Annotated in this window: 11 protein-coding genes; 10 read left to right on the top strand and 1 reads right to left on the bottom strand. The window is 72.2% G+C overall.

Annotated features, from left to right (window positions below; genetic code table 11):
* Positions 1-16 precede the first annotated feature (16 nt).
* The 10 genes from C6N40_RS04655 (at position 17) to C6N40_RS04700 (ending at position 14,864) form a co-directional block, all read left to right on the top strand.
* On the top strand, positions 17-811 hold the full coding sequence (locus C6N40_RS04655; protein WP_106989846.1) for an ABC transporter permease: 795 nt from the start codon (positions 17-19) through the stop codon (positions 809-811).
* Complete coding sequence (locus C6N40_RS04660; protein WP_106989847.1) at positions 801-2,141, top strand: ABC transporter ATP-binding protein; 1,341 nt, start codon at positions 801-803, stop codon at positions 2,139-2,141. The genes C6N40_RS04655 and C6N40_RS04660 overlap by 11 nt, the downstream gene beginning before the upstream one ends.
* Positions 2,131-4,758, top strand: a complete 2,628-nt coding sequence (locus C6N40_RS04665; RefSeq protein ID WP_106989848.1) for a polysaccharide pyruvyl transferase family protein — start codon at positions 2,131-2,133, stop codon at positions 4,756-4,758. The genes C6N40_RS04660 and C6N40_RS04665 overlap by 11 nt, the downstream gene beginning before the upstream one ends.
* A 64-nt stretch (positions 4,759-4,822) precedes the next feature.
* A complete protein-coding gene (locus C6N40_RS04670; RefSeq protein WP_106989849.1) occupies positions 4,823-5,980 on the top strand; it encodes a cystathionine gamma-synthase in 1,158 nt (385 codons plus the stop codon).
* A 10-nt stretch (positions 5,981-5,990) separates the two neighbouring features.
* Positions 5,991-8,390: a glycosyltransferase gene (locus C6N40_RS04675; protein ID WP_106989850.1), complete on the top strand. Its 2,400-nt coding sequence runs from the start codon at positions 5,991-5,993 to the stop codon at positions 8,388-8,390.
* Complete coding sequence (locus C6N40_RS04680; RefSeq protein WP_106989851.1) at positions 8,390-9,787, top strand: glycosyltransferase family protein; 1,398 nt, start codon at positions 8,390-8,392, stop codon at positions 9,785-9,787. Before C6N40_RS04675 ends, C6N40_RS04680 begins: the two co-directional genes overlap by 1 nt.
* On the top strand, positions 9,784-11,943 hold the full coding sequence (locus tag C6N40_RS04685) for an LTA synthase family protein (protein ID WP_106989852.1): 2,160 nt from the start codon (positions 9,784-9,786) through the stop codon (positions 11,941-11,943). Before C6N40_RS04680 ends, C6N40_RS04685 begins: the two co-directional genes overlap by 4 nt.
* Complete coding sequence (locus C6N40_RS04690; RefSeq protein ID WP_106989853.1) at positions 11,940-13,454, top strand: class I SAM-dependent methyltransferase; 1,515 nt, start codon at positions 11,940-11,942, stop codon at positions 13,452-13,454. The genes C6N40_RS04685 and C6N40_RS04690 overlap by 4 nt, the downstream gene beginning before the upstream one ends.
* A gap of 64 nt (positions 13,455-13,518) precedes the next feature.
* Positions 13,519-14,229 (top strand): CoA transferase subunit A, encoded by a 711-nt coding sequence (locus C6N40_RS04695; RefSeq protein WP_106989854.1) that lies wholly within the window; start codon positions 13,519-13,521, stop codon positions 14,227-14,229.
* Positions 14,229-14,864 carry a CoA transferase subunit B gene (locus C6N40_RS04700; RefSeq protein ID WP_106989855.1) on the top strand — a complete coding sequence of 212 codons (636 nt, stop codon included), beginning with the start codon at positions 14,229-14,231 and terminating at the stop codon, positions 14,862-14,864. Before C6N40_RS04695 ends, C6N40_RS04700 begins: the two co-directional genes overlap by 1 nt.
* A gap of 6 nt (positions 14,865-14,870) precedes the next feature.
* Here C6N40_RS04700 and C6N40_RS04705 read toward each other — a convergent pair whose 3' ends face one another.
* A complete protein-coding gene (locus C6N40_RS04705; RefSeq protein WP_162782082.1) occupies positions 14,871-16,124 on the bottom strand; it encodes a glycosyltransferase in 1,254 nt (417 codons plus the stop codon).
* Positions 16,125-16,163 lie beyond the last annotated feature (39 nt).

Below are 16,163 nucleotides of genomic sequence, written 5' to 3' on the forward strand. Positions count from 1 at the left end.
CTTGCACGCCAGCCCGATGGCCATCCTGCGTTCGCTGCACCGGAACCGGGAGTTGGTGGTCGCACTGGTCCGCCGCGAGGTGCTCGGTCGCTACCGGGGGTCGGTGCTGGGGCTGGCCTGGTCGTTCCTGCACCCGCTGTTCATGCTGGCGGTCTACACCTTTGTCTTTTCCGTCGTGTTCCAGGCGCGCTGGCCGGGCGGCGGAGGTTCGCAGGTCGATTTCGCGCTGGTGTTGTTCACCGCGCTGCTCGCCTTCGGCGTGTTCGCCGAGTGCGTCGGGCGCGCGCCGGGCCTGGTGCTGGGCAATCCGAACTACGTCACCAAGGTGGTCTTCCCGCTGGAAGTGCTGCCGGTGGTCAGCCTGCTGTCCTCGCTGTTCCACGCCGCGGTGGGCCTGCTGATCTGGCTCGGCTTCCACCTGCTGGTGCGTGGCCTGCCGTCGGCGACCGCCGTGCTGCTGCCGCTGGCGCTGGCGCCGCTGCTGCTGCTCACGCTCGGCGTCTCGTGGTTCCTGGCGTCGCTGGGCGTGTTCCTGCGCGATGTCTCGCAGGTGGTCGGCGTGCTCACGACGACGCTGATGTTCCTGACGCCGATCTTCTACGCCGTGTCCTCCGTGCCCCCGGAATACCAGGCGGTGATGCTCGCCAACCCGCTGACCCCGGTCGTCGAGCAGGTGCGCGACGTGATGCTCTGGGGCCGGGGCCTGGACTGGCCGGCCTGGGGCCTGCAGATGCTGCTTTCGTCGCTGCTGGCCTGGGCCGGCTTCGCCTGGTTCCAGTCCACCCGGAAGGGTTTCGCCGATGTCCTCTGAGCCCGGCGTGATCGTGGTGGAAGGGCTGTCGAAGGCCTACCAGGTCTACGCCACGCCGCGCGCGCGGCTGCAGCAGTTCGTGATGCCCCGGCTGCGGCGCCTGCTGGGCCTGGCGCCGCGCGACTACTTCCGCGACTTCCACGCGCTGCGCGACATCAGCCTGCGCGTGGGCCGGGGCGAGACGGTGGGCGTGATCGGCCGCAACGGCTCGGGCAAATCCACGCTGCTGCAGCTGATCTGCGGCACGCTCACGCCCAGTGCCGGCCGCGTGGCGGTGCAGGGCAGGGTGGCGGCCCTGCTCGAGCTCGGTTCCGGCTTCAACCCCGAGTTCAGCGGGCGCGAGAACGTCTTCCTCAACGCCGCGCTGTTGGGCCTGTCGCGCCGCGAGATCGAGGCGCGCTACGACGAAATCGTCCGCTTCGCCGACATCGGCGAGTTCATCGACCAGCCGGTGAAGACCTATTCGTCGGGCATGGTGGTGCGCCTTGCCTTTTCGGTGGCCATCCACGTCGGTCCGGACGTGCTGGTGGTGGACGAGGCGCTTTCGGTGGGCGACACCGCCTTCCAGCAAAAGTGCCTGCAGCGCATCCGCCGAATGCAGGACGAGGGCGTGTCGATCCTGCTGGTGACGCACTCGACCAATACGCTGATCGAATACTGCGATCGCGGCGTGTACCTGCGCCGCGGCCGCCTGGTGATGGACGGCCCCTGTCGCGAGGTGGTCAAGGCCTATGGCGACGACCTGCTGGCCGAAGAGGGCGCGATCGGCGTGATCGTCGCGGCGGAGCCGGAACCCGGGCCGCCGTCGCCGTCGCCATCGCCATCGGTGGCCACGCCCGCGGACACGGCGCCACCCGCCCCGCCGGCGCAGGAGGCCCGGGCCGTGCTGCAGATCGAACGCGTGGCCCTGCTCGGCCCCGACGGCAGGCCCGCCGCCGCGCTGCGCTCGGGCGACGTGCTCGAAGTGGAGCTGGAGTTGCAGGTGTTCGAGCCGGTGGCCGAGCCCTGCTTCGGCGTGCAGATCTCGAGCACGGACGGCATCGTGCTGTGGAGCGCCACCACGCAGCAGCTTGCCTGCGCGTTGCCACCGCTCGGCCCGGGCCGGCAGGTCTTCCGCTGGCGGCTGCAGGCCGCATTTTCGGGGAATCGTTACGTGCTGGCCCTGGGCGCCGGCGAGATCGTCGGCGGCGAGTACAAGCGGCGGCACCGGCTCGACTATGCCGGCCACTTCGACGTGATGCCGGAACCACGCTCCGGAAGCGGTTGGCTGGCCCCGCGGCCGGAGTTCCTGGCGGCGGGCGCGAGCGCGGAGGCCGGCCATGGCGGCTAGCCAGGTCCTGGTGGCCGGGTGGTACGGCGCCGGCAACCTCGGCGACGAAATGCTGCTTTCGTTGTTCGTCGACGGGTGCCGCGAACTGGGTGCCCGGGCGGTGGCCCTGAGTTTCGACCCGGCGGGCACCACGGCGCGCCACGGCATCGCTGCCGTCGACATCGCGGACCTGGCGGCGGTGGAGGCTGCGATGTCCGCCTCCGGCCTGTTCGCCCTCGGCGGCGGCGGCCTGCTGCAGACCCACGACCGCTTCACCCTTGACGACCTCGATGACTTCGATGTCCCAGGCATCGGCAGCTACGTGCGGCCGCTGCTGATGGCGCGGCAGCTGGGCGTGCCCACCCTGCTGTGGGCCCAGGGGCTGGGACCGCTCGAAGGCGGGGAGCCGCGGGCGATCGTGCGTGATCTGTTCGACTGGGTCGACCATGCCTGCCTGCGGGACGCCGGATCGCTTGCGCTGCTGCGTGCCCTGGGCTCGCAGCGCGACTGCCGGGTGGCACCCGACCCGGCCTGGGCCTGGCCCCTGCCCGCGGTGGAGCCCCTGCCTGGCGCCGGCCCGGCACCGCGGCGCATCGCGATCGTGCCGCGCGCATGGCCTTCCGCGCCGGAATGGCCGCTGCGCCTGCAGCAGGCGCTGCAGGCCTCCGAAGCCGGGGCCGGAACCCACCTGGTCTGGCTGGCCAGCCAGACCGCCTCGGTGCCCGGGCGCGTCGCATCCGACATCGATTTCATCCGCTCCCTGATGGCTTCGTTCGAGGGGCGGTTCAGCCAGGAGCTGCAGGTCCACTCCGACGCGGCCGGTTTCACCCGGGCCCTGGCCGGCTGCCAGGCCACGATCGCCATGCGCCTGCATGCGCAACTGCTTTCGCTGAGGCTGGGCCTGCCGACGTTCTGCCTGGAGTACGACGCGAAGATGTCGGCCACCTCGGCACAGGCCGGGGTCGGCGAGGACGCGCGCCTCGACGTGTCCTCGCCAGCCGGTGACTGGAACACGCGCCTGCCGGCGTGGCTGGAGGCCACGGCCGGGCTGGCGCGCGCGCGCGGCGCGGCCATCGATGGCCTGGAGCGCGAGGCCCTGGCCCATCGCGAAGTGCTGCGCGAAGCCATCGCCGGTGCGGGGCGCCGCCCGCCGGCGCCGCGCTGGCCCGCGCCCGCGCGCGATTGGCTGGCGGCCTGGCATCGACGGCGCCTGGGACGGGAGCTCGAGGCCGTCCGCCTCGAGGCGGCGATGCGCGAGGCGCGGCTTTCTGAGCGGCTCGACGCCTGCGCCGAGGCACTGGCGGATGCGCGCGACCAGGCCGCTGCGCTGGGCGAAAACCTGCATGCCCGCGAGGTCGAGCTGGCGAGCCTGCAGGCTTCCCGGTCCTGGCGCCTGACCCGCCCGCTGCGTTCGCTTCGCCGGATGGCGAGCGGCCGCGGGGACGTGGCCGTGCCCGCGTCCGCGCCGACGCCTGCATCCGCGGCCCCGGCCACGACAGCCGGCGACCTCGACTGGGCGAGCTTCCAGGCGAAGGTGCTCTCCCGGCGAGGGGACTACCGGGGCGTCTTCGTGCAGGAATGCGTGATCGACTGGAATGTCGCCCTGTTCCAGCGCCCGCAGCACATCGCCCTGGCCATGGCGCGGGCCGGCTACCTGGTGATCTACCGCACCGGCAACTTCGGTGGCGACGACGTGCAGGGTTTCCGCGAAGTCTCGCCCGGCGTCTGGCTCACCAACCGCCCGGAAGTCGACGGGCTGGGCGGCGTGGTGCGTTCCATCTACAGCACCGGGCATTCACGCACGCCGGAGTCCCTGGCCGCCTGCCCGCGCGACAACGTGCTGGTCTACGAGTACGTGGACCACATCGATCCGCGCATCAGCGGCACGCCGGAGAACGTGGCGCGGCTGGCGGCGCTGCGGGATTGGGCGATGGGCGGCGGCGTCGACCTCGTCGCCGCGACCTCCCGCGTGCTGCATGCCGAGGCCTGCGCCGCGCTGGGGCCCGAGCGATGCCTGTTCGTGCCCAATGGCGTCGATACCCGGCACTACCGCGATCCGGCCCAGGCCAGCGTGGTGCTGCCGGAGGCCCTGCAGGCTTTCCGACGCCGGCATGCGCGACTGGTCGGTTACTTCGGTGCGATCGCGCCCTGGCTCTGGTACGACGCCCTGGCCGAACTGGTGGCCCTGCGTCCCGGGCTGGGTTTCGTGTTCATCGGTCCCGACTACTTCGGCGGCGCGGCCCGCCTGCCGGTGGCGCCGAACGTGCTGCACCTGGGGGCGGTCGACTACCGCGTGCTGCCAGCCCATGGCGCCGTCTTCGACGCCTGCATGATCCCGTTCGAGCCGGGCGACATCGCCCGCAGCACGTCGCCGCTCAAGCTGTTCGAATACTTCGCGCTGGAAAAGCCGGTGGTGGTGAGCTCGCAGATGATCGAATGCACGGTCTTCCCGGAAGTGTTCCACGGCGATTCACCGGCGACGCTGGCCGCCGCGCTCGACCAGGCCCTGGCGGTGGCGGGCGATGGCGGCTTCCGCGCCCGCCTGGCCACGCTGGCCGACCAGAACGACTGGGACCGGCGCGCGGCAAGGCTGGACCGGGCTGCCCGTCGGGGGGCGGTTCGCGCCGGGGCCTTATAATCCCGCGGTCGGCCACCTTCCCCCGGGGTGGCACCTCCCATCCCCCTGTTTCGAGGACTCCAGAATGACTTCCCAGCGCCACGGCATCGGCACCCGCGCCATCCACGCCGGCCAGAGCCCCGACCCGAGCACGGGCGCGGTGATGACCCCGATCTACGCCACCTCGACCTACGTGCAGTCCAGCCCGGGCGTGCACCAGGGCTTCGAGTACTCGCGCAGCCACAACCCGACCCGCTTCGCCTACGAGCGCTGCGTGGCCGACCTCGAGGGCGGCAGCCGCGGCTTCGCCTTCGCCTCCGGCCTGGCCGCCACCTCGACCGTGCTCGACCTGCTCGACTCCGGCAGCCACGTCATCTGCATGGACGACGTCTACGGCGGCACCTATCGCCTGTTCGAGCGCGTGCGCCGGCGCAGCGCCGGCCTGGACTTCAGCTTCGTCGACCTCGACGACCTGGCCGCGGTGGAAGCCGCGATCCGCCCGGAGACGAAGCTGATCTGGTGCGAGACCCCGACCAACCCGATGCTCAAGCTGGTCGACATCGCCCGCCTGGCCGAGTTCGCCCGCAAGCGCGGCATCCGGCTGGCGGTGGACAACACCTTCAGCTCGCCGATCCTGCAGCGTCCGCTGGAGCTGGGCGCGCACCTGGTGATGCACTCGGCCACCAAGTACCTCAACGGCCACAGCGACATCGTCGGCGGCATGGTGGTGGTGGGCGACGACGCCGAGCTGGCCGAGCAGATGGGCTTCCTGCAGAACGCCGTCGGTGGCGTGCAGGGCCCGTTCGACAGCTTCCTGGCCCTGCGCGGGCTCAAGACCCTGCACCTGCGCATGAAGGCGCACTGCGCCAACGCGCTGGAGCTGGCGCAGTGGCTCGAGACCCACCCGAAGGTGGAGAAGGTGATCTACCCGGGCCTGGCCTCGCATCCGCAGCACGAACTGGCGAAGAAGCAGATGCATGGCTTCGGCGGCATGGTCAGCATCGTGCTCAAGGGCGGCTTCGAGGCCGCGAAGCGTTTCTGCGAGCGCACCGAGCTGTTCGCGCTGGCCGAGTCGCTCGGCGGCGTCGAGAGCCTGGTCAACCACCCGGCCATCATGACCCACGCCTCGGTGCCGCCCGAGCGCCGTGCCGCGCTGGGCATCTCCGACGCGCTGGTGCGGCTGAGCGTGGGCGTGGAAGACGTGTCCGACCTGCGTGCGGAGCTCGAACGGGCGCTCGCCTGAGGCGCCGCGCATGAAGGCTGAACTCAATCAGCTGGCCGCGGAGGTGGTGGCGCTGCGCGAGCGCATGGAACAGGCCGCTGCCGCCCTGGCCGGGTCGCGCCTTGAGCTCGATGCCGCCCGCCAGTGCGCGAGGGACCTGGCCGAGGCGGTCGCGCGCGTCGAGGATCTGCAGCAGCAGCTCGATGACAAGGTGTTCCAGCTCGAGATGCTCCAGCGCGAGGCCGCGCGACTGCGCGAGGACTCGCAGCTGCTGGCCATGGTGCGCGCTTCGCGCTCCTGGCGCCTGACCCGCCCGTTGCGCGCCCTGGCGCGCCTGCTGCGCGGCGAATGGAATGCCGAGGCGAGCGCCAAGCTGCGCGCGGCGCTCCGCCCGGGCACGCCGCCCGCGCAAGCGCCGGCGGCGCGTCCGCCGGTGGCGGTCCCGGCCAGCCTTCCGCGGCAGGCGCCCGCGCCGGCCGGCGAGGAGCCTGTGTCCGCGGTTCCGGCCCGGATGCCTGCCGGCCCGCACCTGGCGGCCGCCCTCGCCGGCGTCCCCGATGTCTTCGTCTGGTCGGTCATCGACTGGCATTTCCGCATCCAGCGTCCCCAGCACCTGGCGCGGGCGCTGTCGGGGCGCGGGCACAGGGTGTTCTACGTCTCCAATCATTTCGTCGACAGCAGCGAGCCGGGTTTCACCGTCGAGCCGCTCGACGGGCAGGGCCGCCTGTTCCAGGTGCGGCTGCACCTGGCGGGTGCGCCTGCCATCTACCACGCGCTGCCCGACGAGGCGCAGCTGCGCGCATTGCATGAAAGCCTGGCGCGGCTGCTCGCCTGGTCCGGCACCGCGGCCAGCCTGTCGCTGGTGCAGCATCCGTACTGGAGCGGGCTGGTGCGCAGCGTGCCCAATGCCCGGGTCGTCTACGACTGCATGGACCACCATGCCGGCTTCGACAACAACGCCCCCGGCATCCTGCGCGCCGAACAGGCGCTGCTGGCCGATGCCGAGCTGGTGGTGGTCACCTCCGCCTGGCTCGAGAAGGAAGTGGCTCCGCAGGCGCGCTCGGTGGCGCTGGTGCGCAACGCCGGCGAGTTCGAGTTCTTCCGCGAGGCGCCGGCGAAGGTGTTCCGCGACGAGCGGGGCCGGCGCGTGCTTGGTTACTACGGTGCGATCGCCGAGTGGTTCGACGTCGCGCTCGTGCGCGAACTGGCGCTGGCGAACCCGGAGGCGCTGGTGCTGCTGGTGGGCAACGACACCATCGATGCCGCCGGCCAGCTGGCCGACCTGCCGAACGTGCGCTGCACCGGCGAGGTGCCGTACGCCGAGTTGCCTTACTGGCTGCATGGTTTCGACGTGGCCCTGCTGCCGTTCCGGGTGGTCCCGCTCACCCAGGCCACCAACCCGGTCAAGGTCTACGAGTACCTGGCCGGCGGCAAGCCGGTGGTGGCGGTGGACCTGCCCGAGATGGCCCAGTTCGGCGGCCTGGTGCGCACCGCGGGCGATGCCGCCGGTTTCGTGCGCGCGGTTTCCGCGGCGCTGGCCGGCGACGGCGAGCCGGCCGATGCCGTGGCGCGGCGCCAGGCCTTCGCCGCCAGCCAGACCTGGAGCCACCGTGCCGACGAAATCGACCAGGCCATCGCCGGCATCGTCGAGCCGCTGGTGAGCGTGGTGGTGCTCACCTACAACAACCTGGCCCTCACCCAGGCCTGCCTGTCGAGCATCGAGAAACACAGCGACTATCCATCGCTGGAGGTGATCGTGGTCGACAATGCCTCCAGCGATGGTTCACCCGAATGGCTGCGGCGCTGGGCCGCGGAGGCCTCGCCGGCCGGGCACCAGCGCCGGCTGCTGCTCAACGATGAAAACCTCGGTTTCGCGGCCGGCAACAATGTCGGCCTGGCCGCCGCGCGCGGCGAGGTGTTGGTCATGCTCAACAACGACACCTGCGTCACGCCCGGCTGGGTGCGGACGCTTTGCGCCCACCTGCGGCGCGACCCCGGCCTGGGCCTGGTCGGGCCGGTCACCAACAACATCGGCAACGAAGCGCGCATCAACATCGACTACAGCGACATGGACGAGATGGTGGTGCGCGCCGGCGCCTATACGCGAGCGCATCCGGGCCGGAACTTCCCGATCCGGACGGCGGCCTTCTTCTGCGTCGCGATGCCGCGTTCGACCTACGAACGCGTGGGCGGCCTGGACGAGGCCTTCGGGGTCGGCTTCTTCGAGGACGACGACTACTGCCGCAGGGTGGCCGACCTGGGCCTGGGCGTGGCCTGCGCCGACGACGTGTTCGTGCACCACTACCTTTCGGCGAGCTTCGACAAGCTCGCGGCCGAGCGCAAGCGCGAGCTGTTCGAGCGCAACAAGGCGATCTACGAGCGCAAGTGGGGCCCCTGGGCGCCGCATGTGTACCGGGATGGTGTGCACTGATGTCGCCGGCCGACGAAATCGCCAGCCTCAAGGCCCAGCTCGAACAGCGCCGGGCGGGCGACGAGGCCGTCCCGGCGCTGCTGGCCGAGGTGGACTACGCGCGCCGGCGCATCGCCTGGCTCGAGCACGAGCGCGACCAGATGGCGGCCGAACTGGCGCAGGGGGCGGGACTGGCGCGGCGCCTGGCCGACTTCGCGCGCGACGGCGGCGAGTGGAAACCGCAAACCGGGGCCGGGGTCCCGGATGCGCCGCCGCAGGGCGGCTCGCTTGACTGGCGCGGATTCCGCGAGCGCGCCCTGGCCCCGGGCCGGCGCTATCGCGGCATCTGGGTGCAGGAAAGTTCGATCGACTGGAACCATTCCCTCTACCAGCGCCCACAGCACATGGCCCTGGCGCTGGCGCGCCGGGGCTGGCTGGTGGTCTACCACACGACCAACGCCAGCCACGACCGCGTCGAAGGCTGGCGGGAACTGCTGCCCAACCTCTGGCTGACCAACGATCCGGCCTGCGACGCCATCGAAGGCGCGGTGCGTTCGGTCTACAACACCTCCTACGGCCAGCCGCTGCACACGCTGAAGCTGCGGCCGCGCGGAACGCGGATCGTCTTCGAGGTGGTCGACCACCTCGACGTGAGGATCCTGGGCACCGAGGATCGGGTGCGCCAGCAGTCGGCACTGCAGGCCTGGGCCTTCGACGAAGGCGCGGACCTCGTGGTGGCCACCGCGCGCGCCCTGCACGAGCCCGCGCGCGCCGTGCTTGGCGACGGGCGCTGCGTGCTGGTGCCCAATGGCGTCGACGTGCGGCACTACCGCAACCCGGCGCGCCTGGGCGCACCGGTGGATCCGCGCATCGCGGCCTTCCGCGAACGCTTCGGCCGCCTCGTCGGTTACTTCGGCGCCATCGCGCCCTGGCTCGACGTCGAAGCGATCGCCGGCCTGGCCAGGCTGCGGCCCGAGATCGGTTTCGTCTTCATCGGCCCGGACTACCAGGGCGCGGCCTCCCGCTTCCCGCAAGCCGACAACCTGCTCGCCACCGGCCCGCTGCCCTACGCGGACCTGCCGGCGAACGGCCGTTGCTTCCATGCCTGCCTGATCCCCTTCGAGGACGGCGAGGTGGCCCACACGACTTCGCCGCTGAAACTGTTCGAGTACTTCGCGCTCGGCAAGCCCGTGGTTGTTTCCCACAACCTCAGCGAGTGCCTGGGCTTCGACGGCGTTTTCGCCGGCACCGGTGCGCAGGGGCTGTCGGAGGCGATCGACCAGGCCCTGGTGGCGGCCACGCAGCCGGGTTTCGCCGCGCGGATGGCCGCGCAGGCCGACGCCAACAGCTGGGACGAACGCGCTCGCGTGCTGGAGGACGCGCTGGCCCGCACGCCGCCGCGGAGGCAGCGGGCGTGAGGCCGGCCTGGGCCGCGCGCTGGCCGCTGCGCCTGGCGCATGGGCTCGCGGCACCGCTGCTGCTGGTGCCGCTGGCGGCGCTGCTGGCCTGGGGCTGGCTCGACGTGGTCTACGGACCGCGGGCGCTGCTGCTGGACGCGATCGCCTGGCTTCCCGTTTCCGCGGGCATCGCGCTGGCGGCGCGCCGTGCCTGGCAGGCGTGGCTGGCCATGGGCCTGCTGGCGGCCGGGCTGCTGCTGGCGCATGCGCTCAAGCTGGCGATGATGGGCGTGCCCATCGTCGTCGCGGATGCCGGCAACGGCATCGAGCTGCTGCGCATCCTTCCCGGGTGGCGGCTCGTTATCGCCTGCCTGGCGGTCCTGGCCTGGCTGGGGGCGCTGCTTGCCGCCTTCCTCCCCGCACCGGGCCGCGCGGCCTGGCTGCTGCTGCCGCTGGCCTGGGCGGCGCTCGTGGCAGTGCAGTCCCCGACCATCGCCGCGGGCCTGGCGCCGGCAGGGGACGGGGTCGAGCCGACCCGCGCCCAGCGCCTGGCCAGCGAGGGCGGGGTGCTGTACCTGCTGCGCGACGGCGTGGCGCGGCGCGAGCAGTCGCGCCGCACCCCTGGGCTGGAAGAGGTGGAGGCAGCGATCGAGGCCTTGCACCTCGCGCCGGTGGATCCGGCGCCAGCGCCGCATTTCGTACCACGCAACGTGCACCTCGTGCTGCTCGAGTCGGTCTGGGACGTCACCGCGCTTGAGGCCTACCGGTTCTCCGACGATCCCTTCGATCCCCGTTTCCGGGCGCTGTGGGAGGCCGGCGGGAGCTCGCGCATGCTGACGCCGACCTTCGGTGGCGCCACCGCGAACGCCGAGTTCGAACTGCTCTGCGCCATGCCGGCCGTGCGCGACGCCGTGGTGTTCGAGGTCGCGCTGCGCCGGCCGGTGCCCTGCCTGCCCAGGCTGCTGCGCGAGGCTGGCTACCACACCGTGGCGGTGCATCCGTTCGAAGCCGACTTCTGGAGCCGCGACAGCGCCTACGAACTGCTGGGCTTCGAGTCCTACCGCGCCCGCGAGGCTTTCGAACTCGACGACCTGGACGGGAGCTACCTGTACGACGGCTCGACCTACTCGCAGTTCCGGCGCTGGCTCGGCGCCTCGGGCGACGGCCGGCCCCGCTTCAACTACGTGGTGGGGCTGAGCACGCACTATCCCTACCACCGCGATGCCACGCGCCGGCCGGACCGGGTGCGCGTGGAGCCGGCGGCGCCGATGCTGCAGGACTACGCCAACGCCGTGCGCTATGCCACCGAGGCTTTCATGGACCACGCCGGGGCCATCCTGGCCGAGGATCCCGACGCGCTGGTCATCGCCTTCGGCGACCATGCGCCGGTGCTGGGCGTCCAGCCGGACCCCTACCGCGTTTCGGGCCTGGACCTGCGCGCCGCGGCGGAATCCGTCGACGAGACCTTCGCGAAGGTCGCAGGCACGCCCCTGCTGGTCATCAACGGCCGGCAGGGACCGGTGTCGCTGGGCGAGGTGCCCATGCACCGGCTCGCGCCGCGCCTGCTGGCGCTGCTTGGCCCCGGCGCGCCGACCTTGCCGCAGGCCAGGACGGAAAGCCCCGAGGATTCGAACAGCGTCCGCGCCCGCCTCTATCTCTCCAACCTGATGGTGCAGGAGGAGACGGGGCGCTGGCGGGTCTGCCGGAGCAGCGAGCAGGACGGGCAGTGCCGCGAGGCCGCCGAGCGAAGGCGGCACTTCGCCACGCTGCGCGACGACCTGCTCCAGGGCGAGCAGTTCGCCCTGCGCCTGCTGGACGCAACGGCGCTCGGCGAGCCGACCGCCATGAAGATCGACGCCGAATTCCCGAGCTGCCAGTTCGACGTCGAGGATTGGGGGCCCAGGTTCGCCCGTGCCGGCGACGGCTTCAACGTGCAGCCGAATGGCGGCAGCACCTTCTGGATCAAGCTGCGCTCACCGGCGCGCGGCAAGCATCGGCTGCACGTGGACGGGAACGAGTCGGGCGTCCTGGTCGCCGGCCTGCTGGCTTCCGCGAACGTCGGCGACCCCGCCTGGCTGGACCGCCCCGGGACGTACCAGCTCGCCTGGTCGTGTGGCGAAGGCGCGGGCGGTACGCTGGGCGGATTCACGGTCACGCCCGCGCAGGGAGCGCCATGAGCCAGGATGAGTTCATCCTCGCCGAAGACGGTGCGCACGCGCACGACGGCCTGCTGGAGATCGGTCCGCGCTGGCGCGAGCTGGCGCTGGCGGGTGAGCTCTCGCGGGCCTTCATCCTGCTGGCCGGTGAATCCCTGCATGGCCCGGCCATGGTCGCCGGCGAGGAAGGCCTGGTCTGGCTGAAGGTCGGCCCGGGACTGCCGCAGATCAGCGCCGATGGCCTGGACGTGGAGCTGTGGCTGCAGGCCGGCGGCGGGATGCGGCGCCTGCTGTGCTGGCATCTGGCCAATGGCGACGTCGAAAAGCAGGAGCTGGCGGTTCCGCTGCCGCTTCCGGCCGGCACGCCCTACCGCCTGGTGCTGCGCTGTGGCGCCGGGCCGCAGGGCGACCCCTCGGCCGACTGGCTTGCCGTGCTTGAATGGGTGGCCGGTCCGGCCGGCCGCCTGTCGCTGCTGCGCGCGCGCTGCCACGGCGACTGGCGCATGCACAACGAAGTGGCGCATTTCAGCGGCGCCTACGACCGCGATTTCTACGCCGGCCGGCGCATCGAGCGAAGCGACGGCGGTGGCGCCGCCGGGATCCGCCGCCTGCCGGCCGACGCCAGCCACATTCCCGCCATCGACGGGGCGGCGCTGGCGCGCGACCTTGGAGACCCGGCGCCGATCCCGGGCGAGAATACCTTCGAGTATGCGCATCGCCTGCTTGGCCTGCTGCTGCCGCTGCCCGCGCCGGATTTCGCCGCCAGGCTGCGGGAGCGCCAGCAGCTCCGCGCCGGCCAGCCGTTGCGCATGCTGTCGCTTTGCGCCGGCGAGGCGGCGGTGGAGGGCATGCTGCTCGAACAGGCCGGCGTGCCGGTCCGGCTGTGCCTGGTGGACGTCAACGAGGGCCTGCTCGAACGGGCGTCGCGGCGCATGCCCGCGAACGTCGAGGTCGACCGTGTGCTCGCCAGCGTCAACGACATCGGGCCGGGCCTGGGCCGCTTCGATCTGGTCAACATCACCTCGGGCCTGCACCACCTTGTCGAGCTTGAGCGGGTGCTGGCCGCGATTGCCGCGATGCTGGCCCCCGGCGGCGAGTTCTGGCTGGTCGGCGAGCAGGTGGGCCGCAACGGCAACCGGCTCTGGCCGGACGCGCTGCGGGCCGCGGACGCGGTTTTCTCCGCCTGGCCGGACGACAAGCGCAGGAATGCCGGTACCGGCCGCATCGATGCCAGGCTGCCGCGCACCGATTTCGCCTCGGCCTGTTTCGAGGGCATCCGCAGCCAGGACATCGAGGAGCTGCTGGGCCGGTACTTCCTGCCGGTGGACGTGCACCTGCGCGACGCCTTCCTCTGGCGCCTGGTCGATCCCGCCTACGCCGGGAATTTCGACCTCTCCGACGCCGGCGACCGCCGCCTGCTGCGCGAGGCCGCCGTGGCCGAAGCCGTGCACTGGCTCGAGGGTGGCCGCGGCACCAGCCTCAACGGCGTGTTCCGGCCCAAGCGCGGCCTGGTGGCCGCCGCGGCGCCCTAAAGTACGATCCCGGGGCCGGGCCGGGAGTCGCTAGAATGGCGCCTTCCCGATCCCGAGGATTCCCATGACGCGTGCATCCAAGCTCTATCCGGACGCCCGGACCGCGCTCGAAGGCCTGGTGGCCGACGGGCAGACGCTCGCCGTCGGCGGCTTCGGCCTGTGCGGCATCCCCGAGGCCCTGATCGCCGCGCTGCGCGATTCGGGCGTCAAGGGCCTGACCGCCATCTCCAACAACGCCGGCGTGGACGGCTTCGGCCTGGGCCAGCTGCTGGCCACGCGCCAGATCCGCAAGATGATTTCGTCCTACGTGGGCGAGAACAAGGAGTTCGAGCGGCAGTTCCTGGCTGGCGAGCTCGAGCTCGAATTCAACCCGCAGGGCACCCTGGCCGAGCGCCTGCGCGCCGGCGGCGCCGGCATCCCGGCCTTCTTCACCGCCACCGGCTACGGCACGGTGGTGGCCGAGGGCAAGGAAACCCGCGAGTTCGACGGCAAGCATTACGTGCTCGAGACCGCGCTGCGTGCCGACGTCTCGCTGGTGAAGGCCTGGAAGGCCGACAAGGCCGGCAACCTGGTGTTCCGCAAGACCGCGCGCAACTTCAACCCGGCCTGCGCGATGGCCGGCAGGGTCTGCGTGGCGGAGGTCGAGGAGGTCGTCGAGGTCGGCGACATCGATCCCGACCACGTGCACCTGCCCGGCATCTACGTGCACCGCATCGTGCACAACCCCACCCCCGAGAAGCGCATCGAGCAGCGCACCGTGCGAGGAGCGAAGTAATGGCCTGGACCCGCGACGAAATGGCGCAGCGCGCCGCCCGCGAGCTCACCGACGGTGCCTACGTGAACCTGGGCATCGGCCTGCCGACCCTGGTGGCCAACCACATCCCCGAGGGCGTGGACGTGTGGCTGCAGTCCGAAAACGGCCTGCTGGGCATCGGCCCGTTCCCGACCGAGGACGAGGTCGACGCCGACCTGATCAACGCCGGCAAGCAGACGGTCACCGCCCGCGCCGGCGCCAGCTACTTCGGCAGCCACGACAGCTTCGCCATGATCCGCGGCGGCCACATCGACCTGGCCATCCTCGGCGCGATGGAGGTCACCGACCAGGGCGACCTGGCCAACTGGATGGTGCCCGGCAAGATGGTCAAGGGCATGGGCGGCGCGATGGACCTGGTGGCCGGCGTGCGCCGCGTGGTGGTGCTGATGGAGCACTGCACCAGGAACGGCGAGCCCAAGATCCTGCCCAAGTGCACCCTGCCGCTGACCGGCGTGGGCGTGGTCAACCGCATCATCACCGACCTGGCCGTGATGGACGTCACCGCCGACGGCCTGGTGCTGGTGGAAACGGCGCCGGGCGTCAGTGCCGACGAAGTGCGCGCGAAGACGGGCGTGCCGATGCGCGACGGGGCCTGATACCGATCAGCCCGCGATCGCGGCCAGCCGGGCGGCGAGGCGGTCGCTGATCGCGTCCCAGTGGAAATCCGCCACGGCCTCATCGCCGAGGTCGAAGCGCGCCGCCAGGCCGCCTTCGCGCTTGGCGCGCAGCAAGTCCTGCAGCGCCGCGCCGATGGAGGCGGGTTCGGCGGGCACCGCCAGGCCGCGGCGCGTTCGTGCCAGCAGTGCCGGCGCCGGGTCGGCCGCGTCGTGCACGACATGCAGGATCGGCCGCGCCGCGCCGAAGTATTCCTGCAGCTTGCCGGGCGATTGCGCAGTGCCGGCGTTGCCCACGCCCACCAGCACGTCGGCGCGGGTCTGCAGCGCCAGCGTGGCTTCGTGCGGGAGCTCGCCCGCCAGCACGATGGCCCCGGGATGCGCGCGCGCCGCCGCCAGCACCTCGGCCGGCATCTCGGGGCCGGCCAGCAGCAGGCGCACGCCGGGCGTGGCGACCACCGCGGCCAGCAGCGCGGCGGGATCGCGGAAGGGATAGAAGCGGCCGGTATAGACCAGCTGCAGGCCGTCGCCTGCCGGCATCGGCGCCACGGCGGCGTCGCCGAACCCCTGCGGCAGCACGGTTATCGCGTCGCGCGCGATGCCGTGGCGGCTGGAGAGCAGCTCGGCGGTGGCGGCATTGGTGGCGGCGACGGCGGCGGCGCCGGCGACCACGCGGGCCTCGAGCCGCGCCGCGGCACGGCGGAACTGCCGCGGCGTGTAGGGCGCCAGCACGGGGTCGGCGAGGTCGGCCAGCCAGGGCACGCCGGCGGCGCTCAGCGGCTCCGCCAGGAGCAGGCAGGCGGCAGGTTCGTGCATCAGCAGGGCCACGTCCGGACGCGACGCACGGCACAGCGCGGCCAGCTCGCGGCGGGCCGCCGGTACCCAGGCGGCGCGGCCGTCGGGGAAACGCAGCTGGTCGATGGCGCGGCGCGCCAGCGCCACCGCGCGGCCCTTCCAGTTGAGCGCGGCGGGCCCGGCGGAACCGTCGCCAACGCCGTCGCCAGCGCCCGCGTGGCCACCGCGGCGTGCGACCAGGCGGTCGAGCAGCGATTCGAAGGCGCCGGGCGAGGCACGATGCACCCGCACGTTGTCGGGCAGCGTGGGCAGGGACAGGCCGGGCAGGGCGGTTCGCGTGAGCACGTGTACTTCGGCCGCGCCGGCGGCGAGGCGGCGCGCGAAGGCCAGCGCGCGGATCGACTGCGGGCTGCGCACCGGCGGGAAGTCGTGCGCGACGACGAGCACGCGCCGCCCGCGCAGGGATTCGATGCCGGGGCGCGGGCG

It is taken from the genome of Arenimonas caeni (assembly GCF_003024235.1).
GTDB lineage: Bacteria > Pseudomonadota > Gammaproteobacteria > Xanthomonadales > Xanthomonadaceae > Arenimonas > Arenimonas caeni.

Excerpts from the sequence above, each read along its gene's own strand:
- C6N40_RS04690 (WP_106989853.1), top strand. The coding sequence starts at position 11,940 with ATGAGCCAGGATGAGTTCATCCTCGCCGAAGACGGTGCGCACGCGCAC.
- C6N40_RS04655 (WP_106989846.1), top strand. The coding sequence starts at position 17 with ATGGCCATCCTGCGTTCGCTGCACCGGAACCGGGAGTTGGTGGTCGCA.
- C6N40_RS04660 (WP_106989847.1), top strand. The coding sequence starts at position 801 with ATGTCCTCTGAGCCCGGCGTGATCGTGGTGGAAGGGCTGTCGAAGGCC.
- C6N40_RS04680 (WP_106989851.1), top strand. The coding sequence starts at position 8,390 with ATGTCGCCGGCCGACGAAATCGCCAGCCTCAAGGCCCAGCTCGAACAG.
- C6N40_RS04665 (WP_106989848.1), top strand. The coding sequence starts at position 2,131 with ATGGCGGCTAGCCAGGTCCTGGTGGCCGGGTGGTACGGCGCCGGCAAC.
- C6N40_RS04675 (WP_106989850.1), top strand. The coding sequence starts at position 5,991 with ATGAAGGCTGAACTCAATCAGCTGGCCGCGGAGGTGGTGGCGCTGCGC.
- C6N40_RS04670 (WP_106989849.1), top strand. The coding sequence starts at position 4,823 with ATGACTTCCCAGCGCCACGGCATCGGCACCCGCGCCATCCACGCCGGC.
- C6N40_RS04695 (WP_106989854.1), top strand. The coding sequence starts at position 13,519 with ATGACGCGTGCATCCAAGCTCTATCCGGACGCCCGGACCGCGCTCGAA.
- C6N40_RS04700 (WP_106989855.1), top strand. The coding sequence starts at position 14,229 with ATGGCCTGGACCCGCGACGAAATGGCGCAGCGCGCCGCCCGCGAGCTC.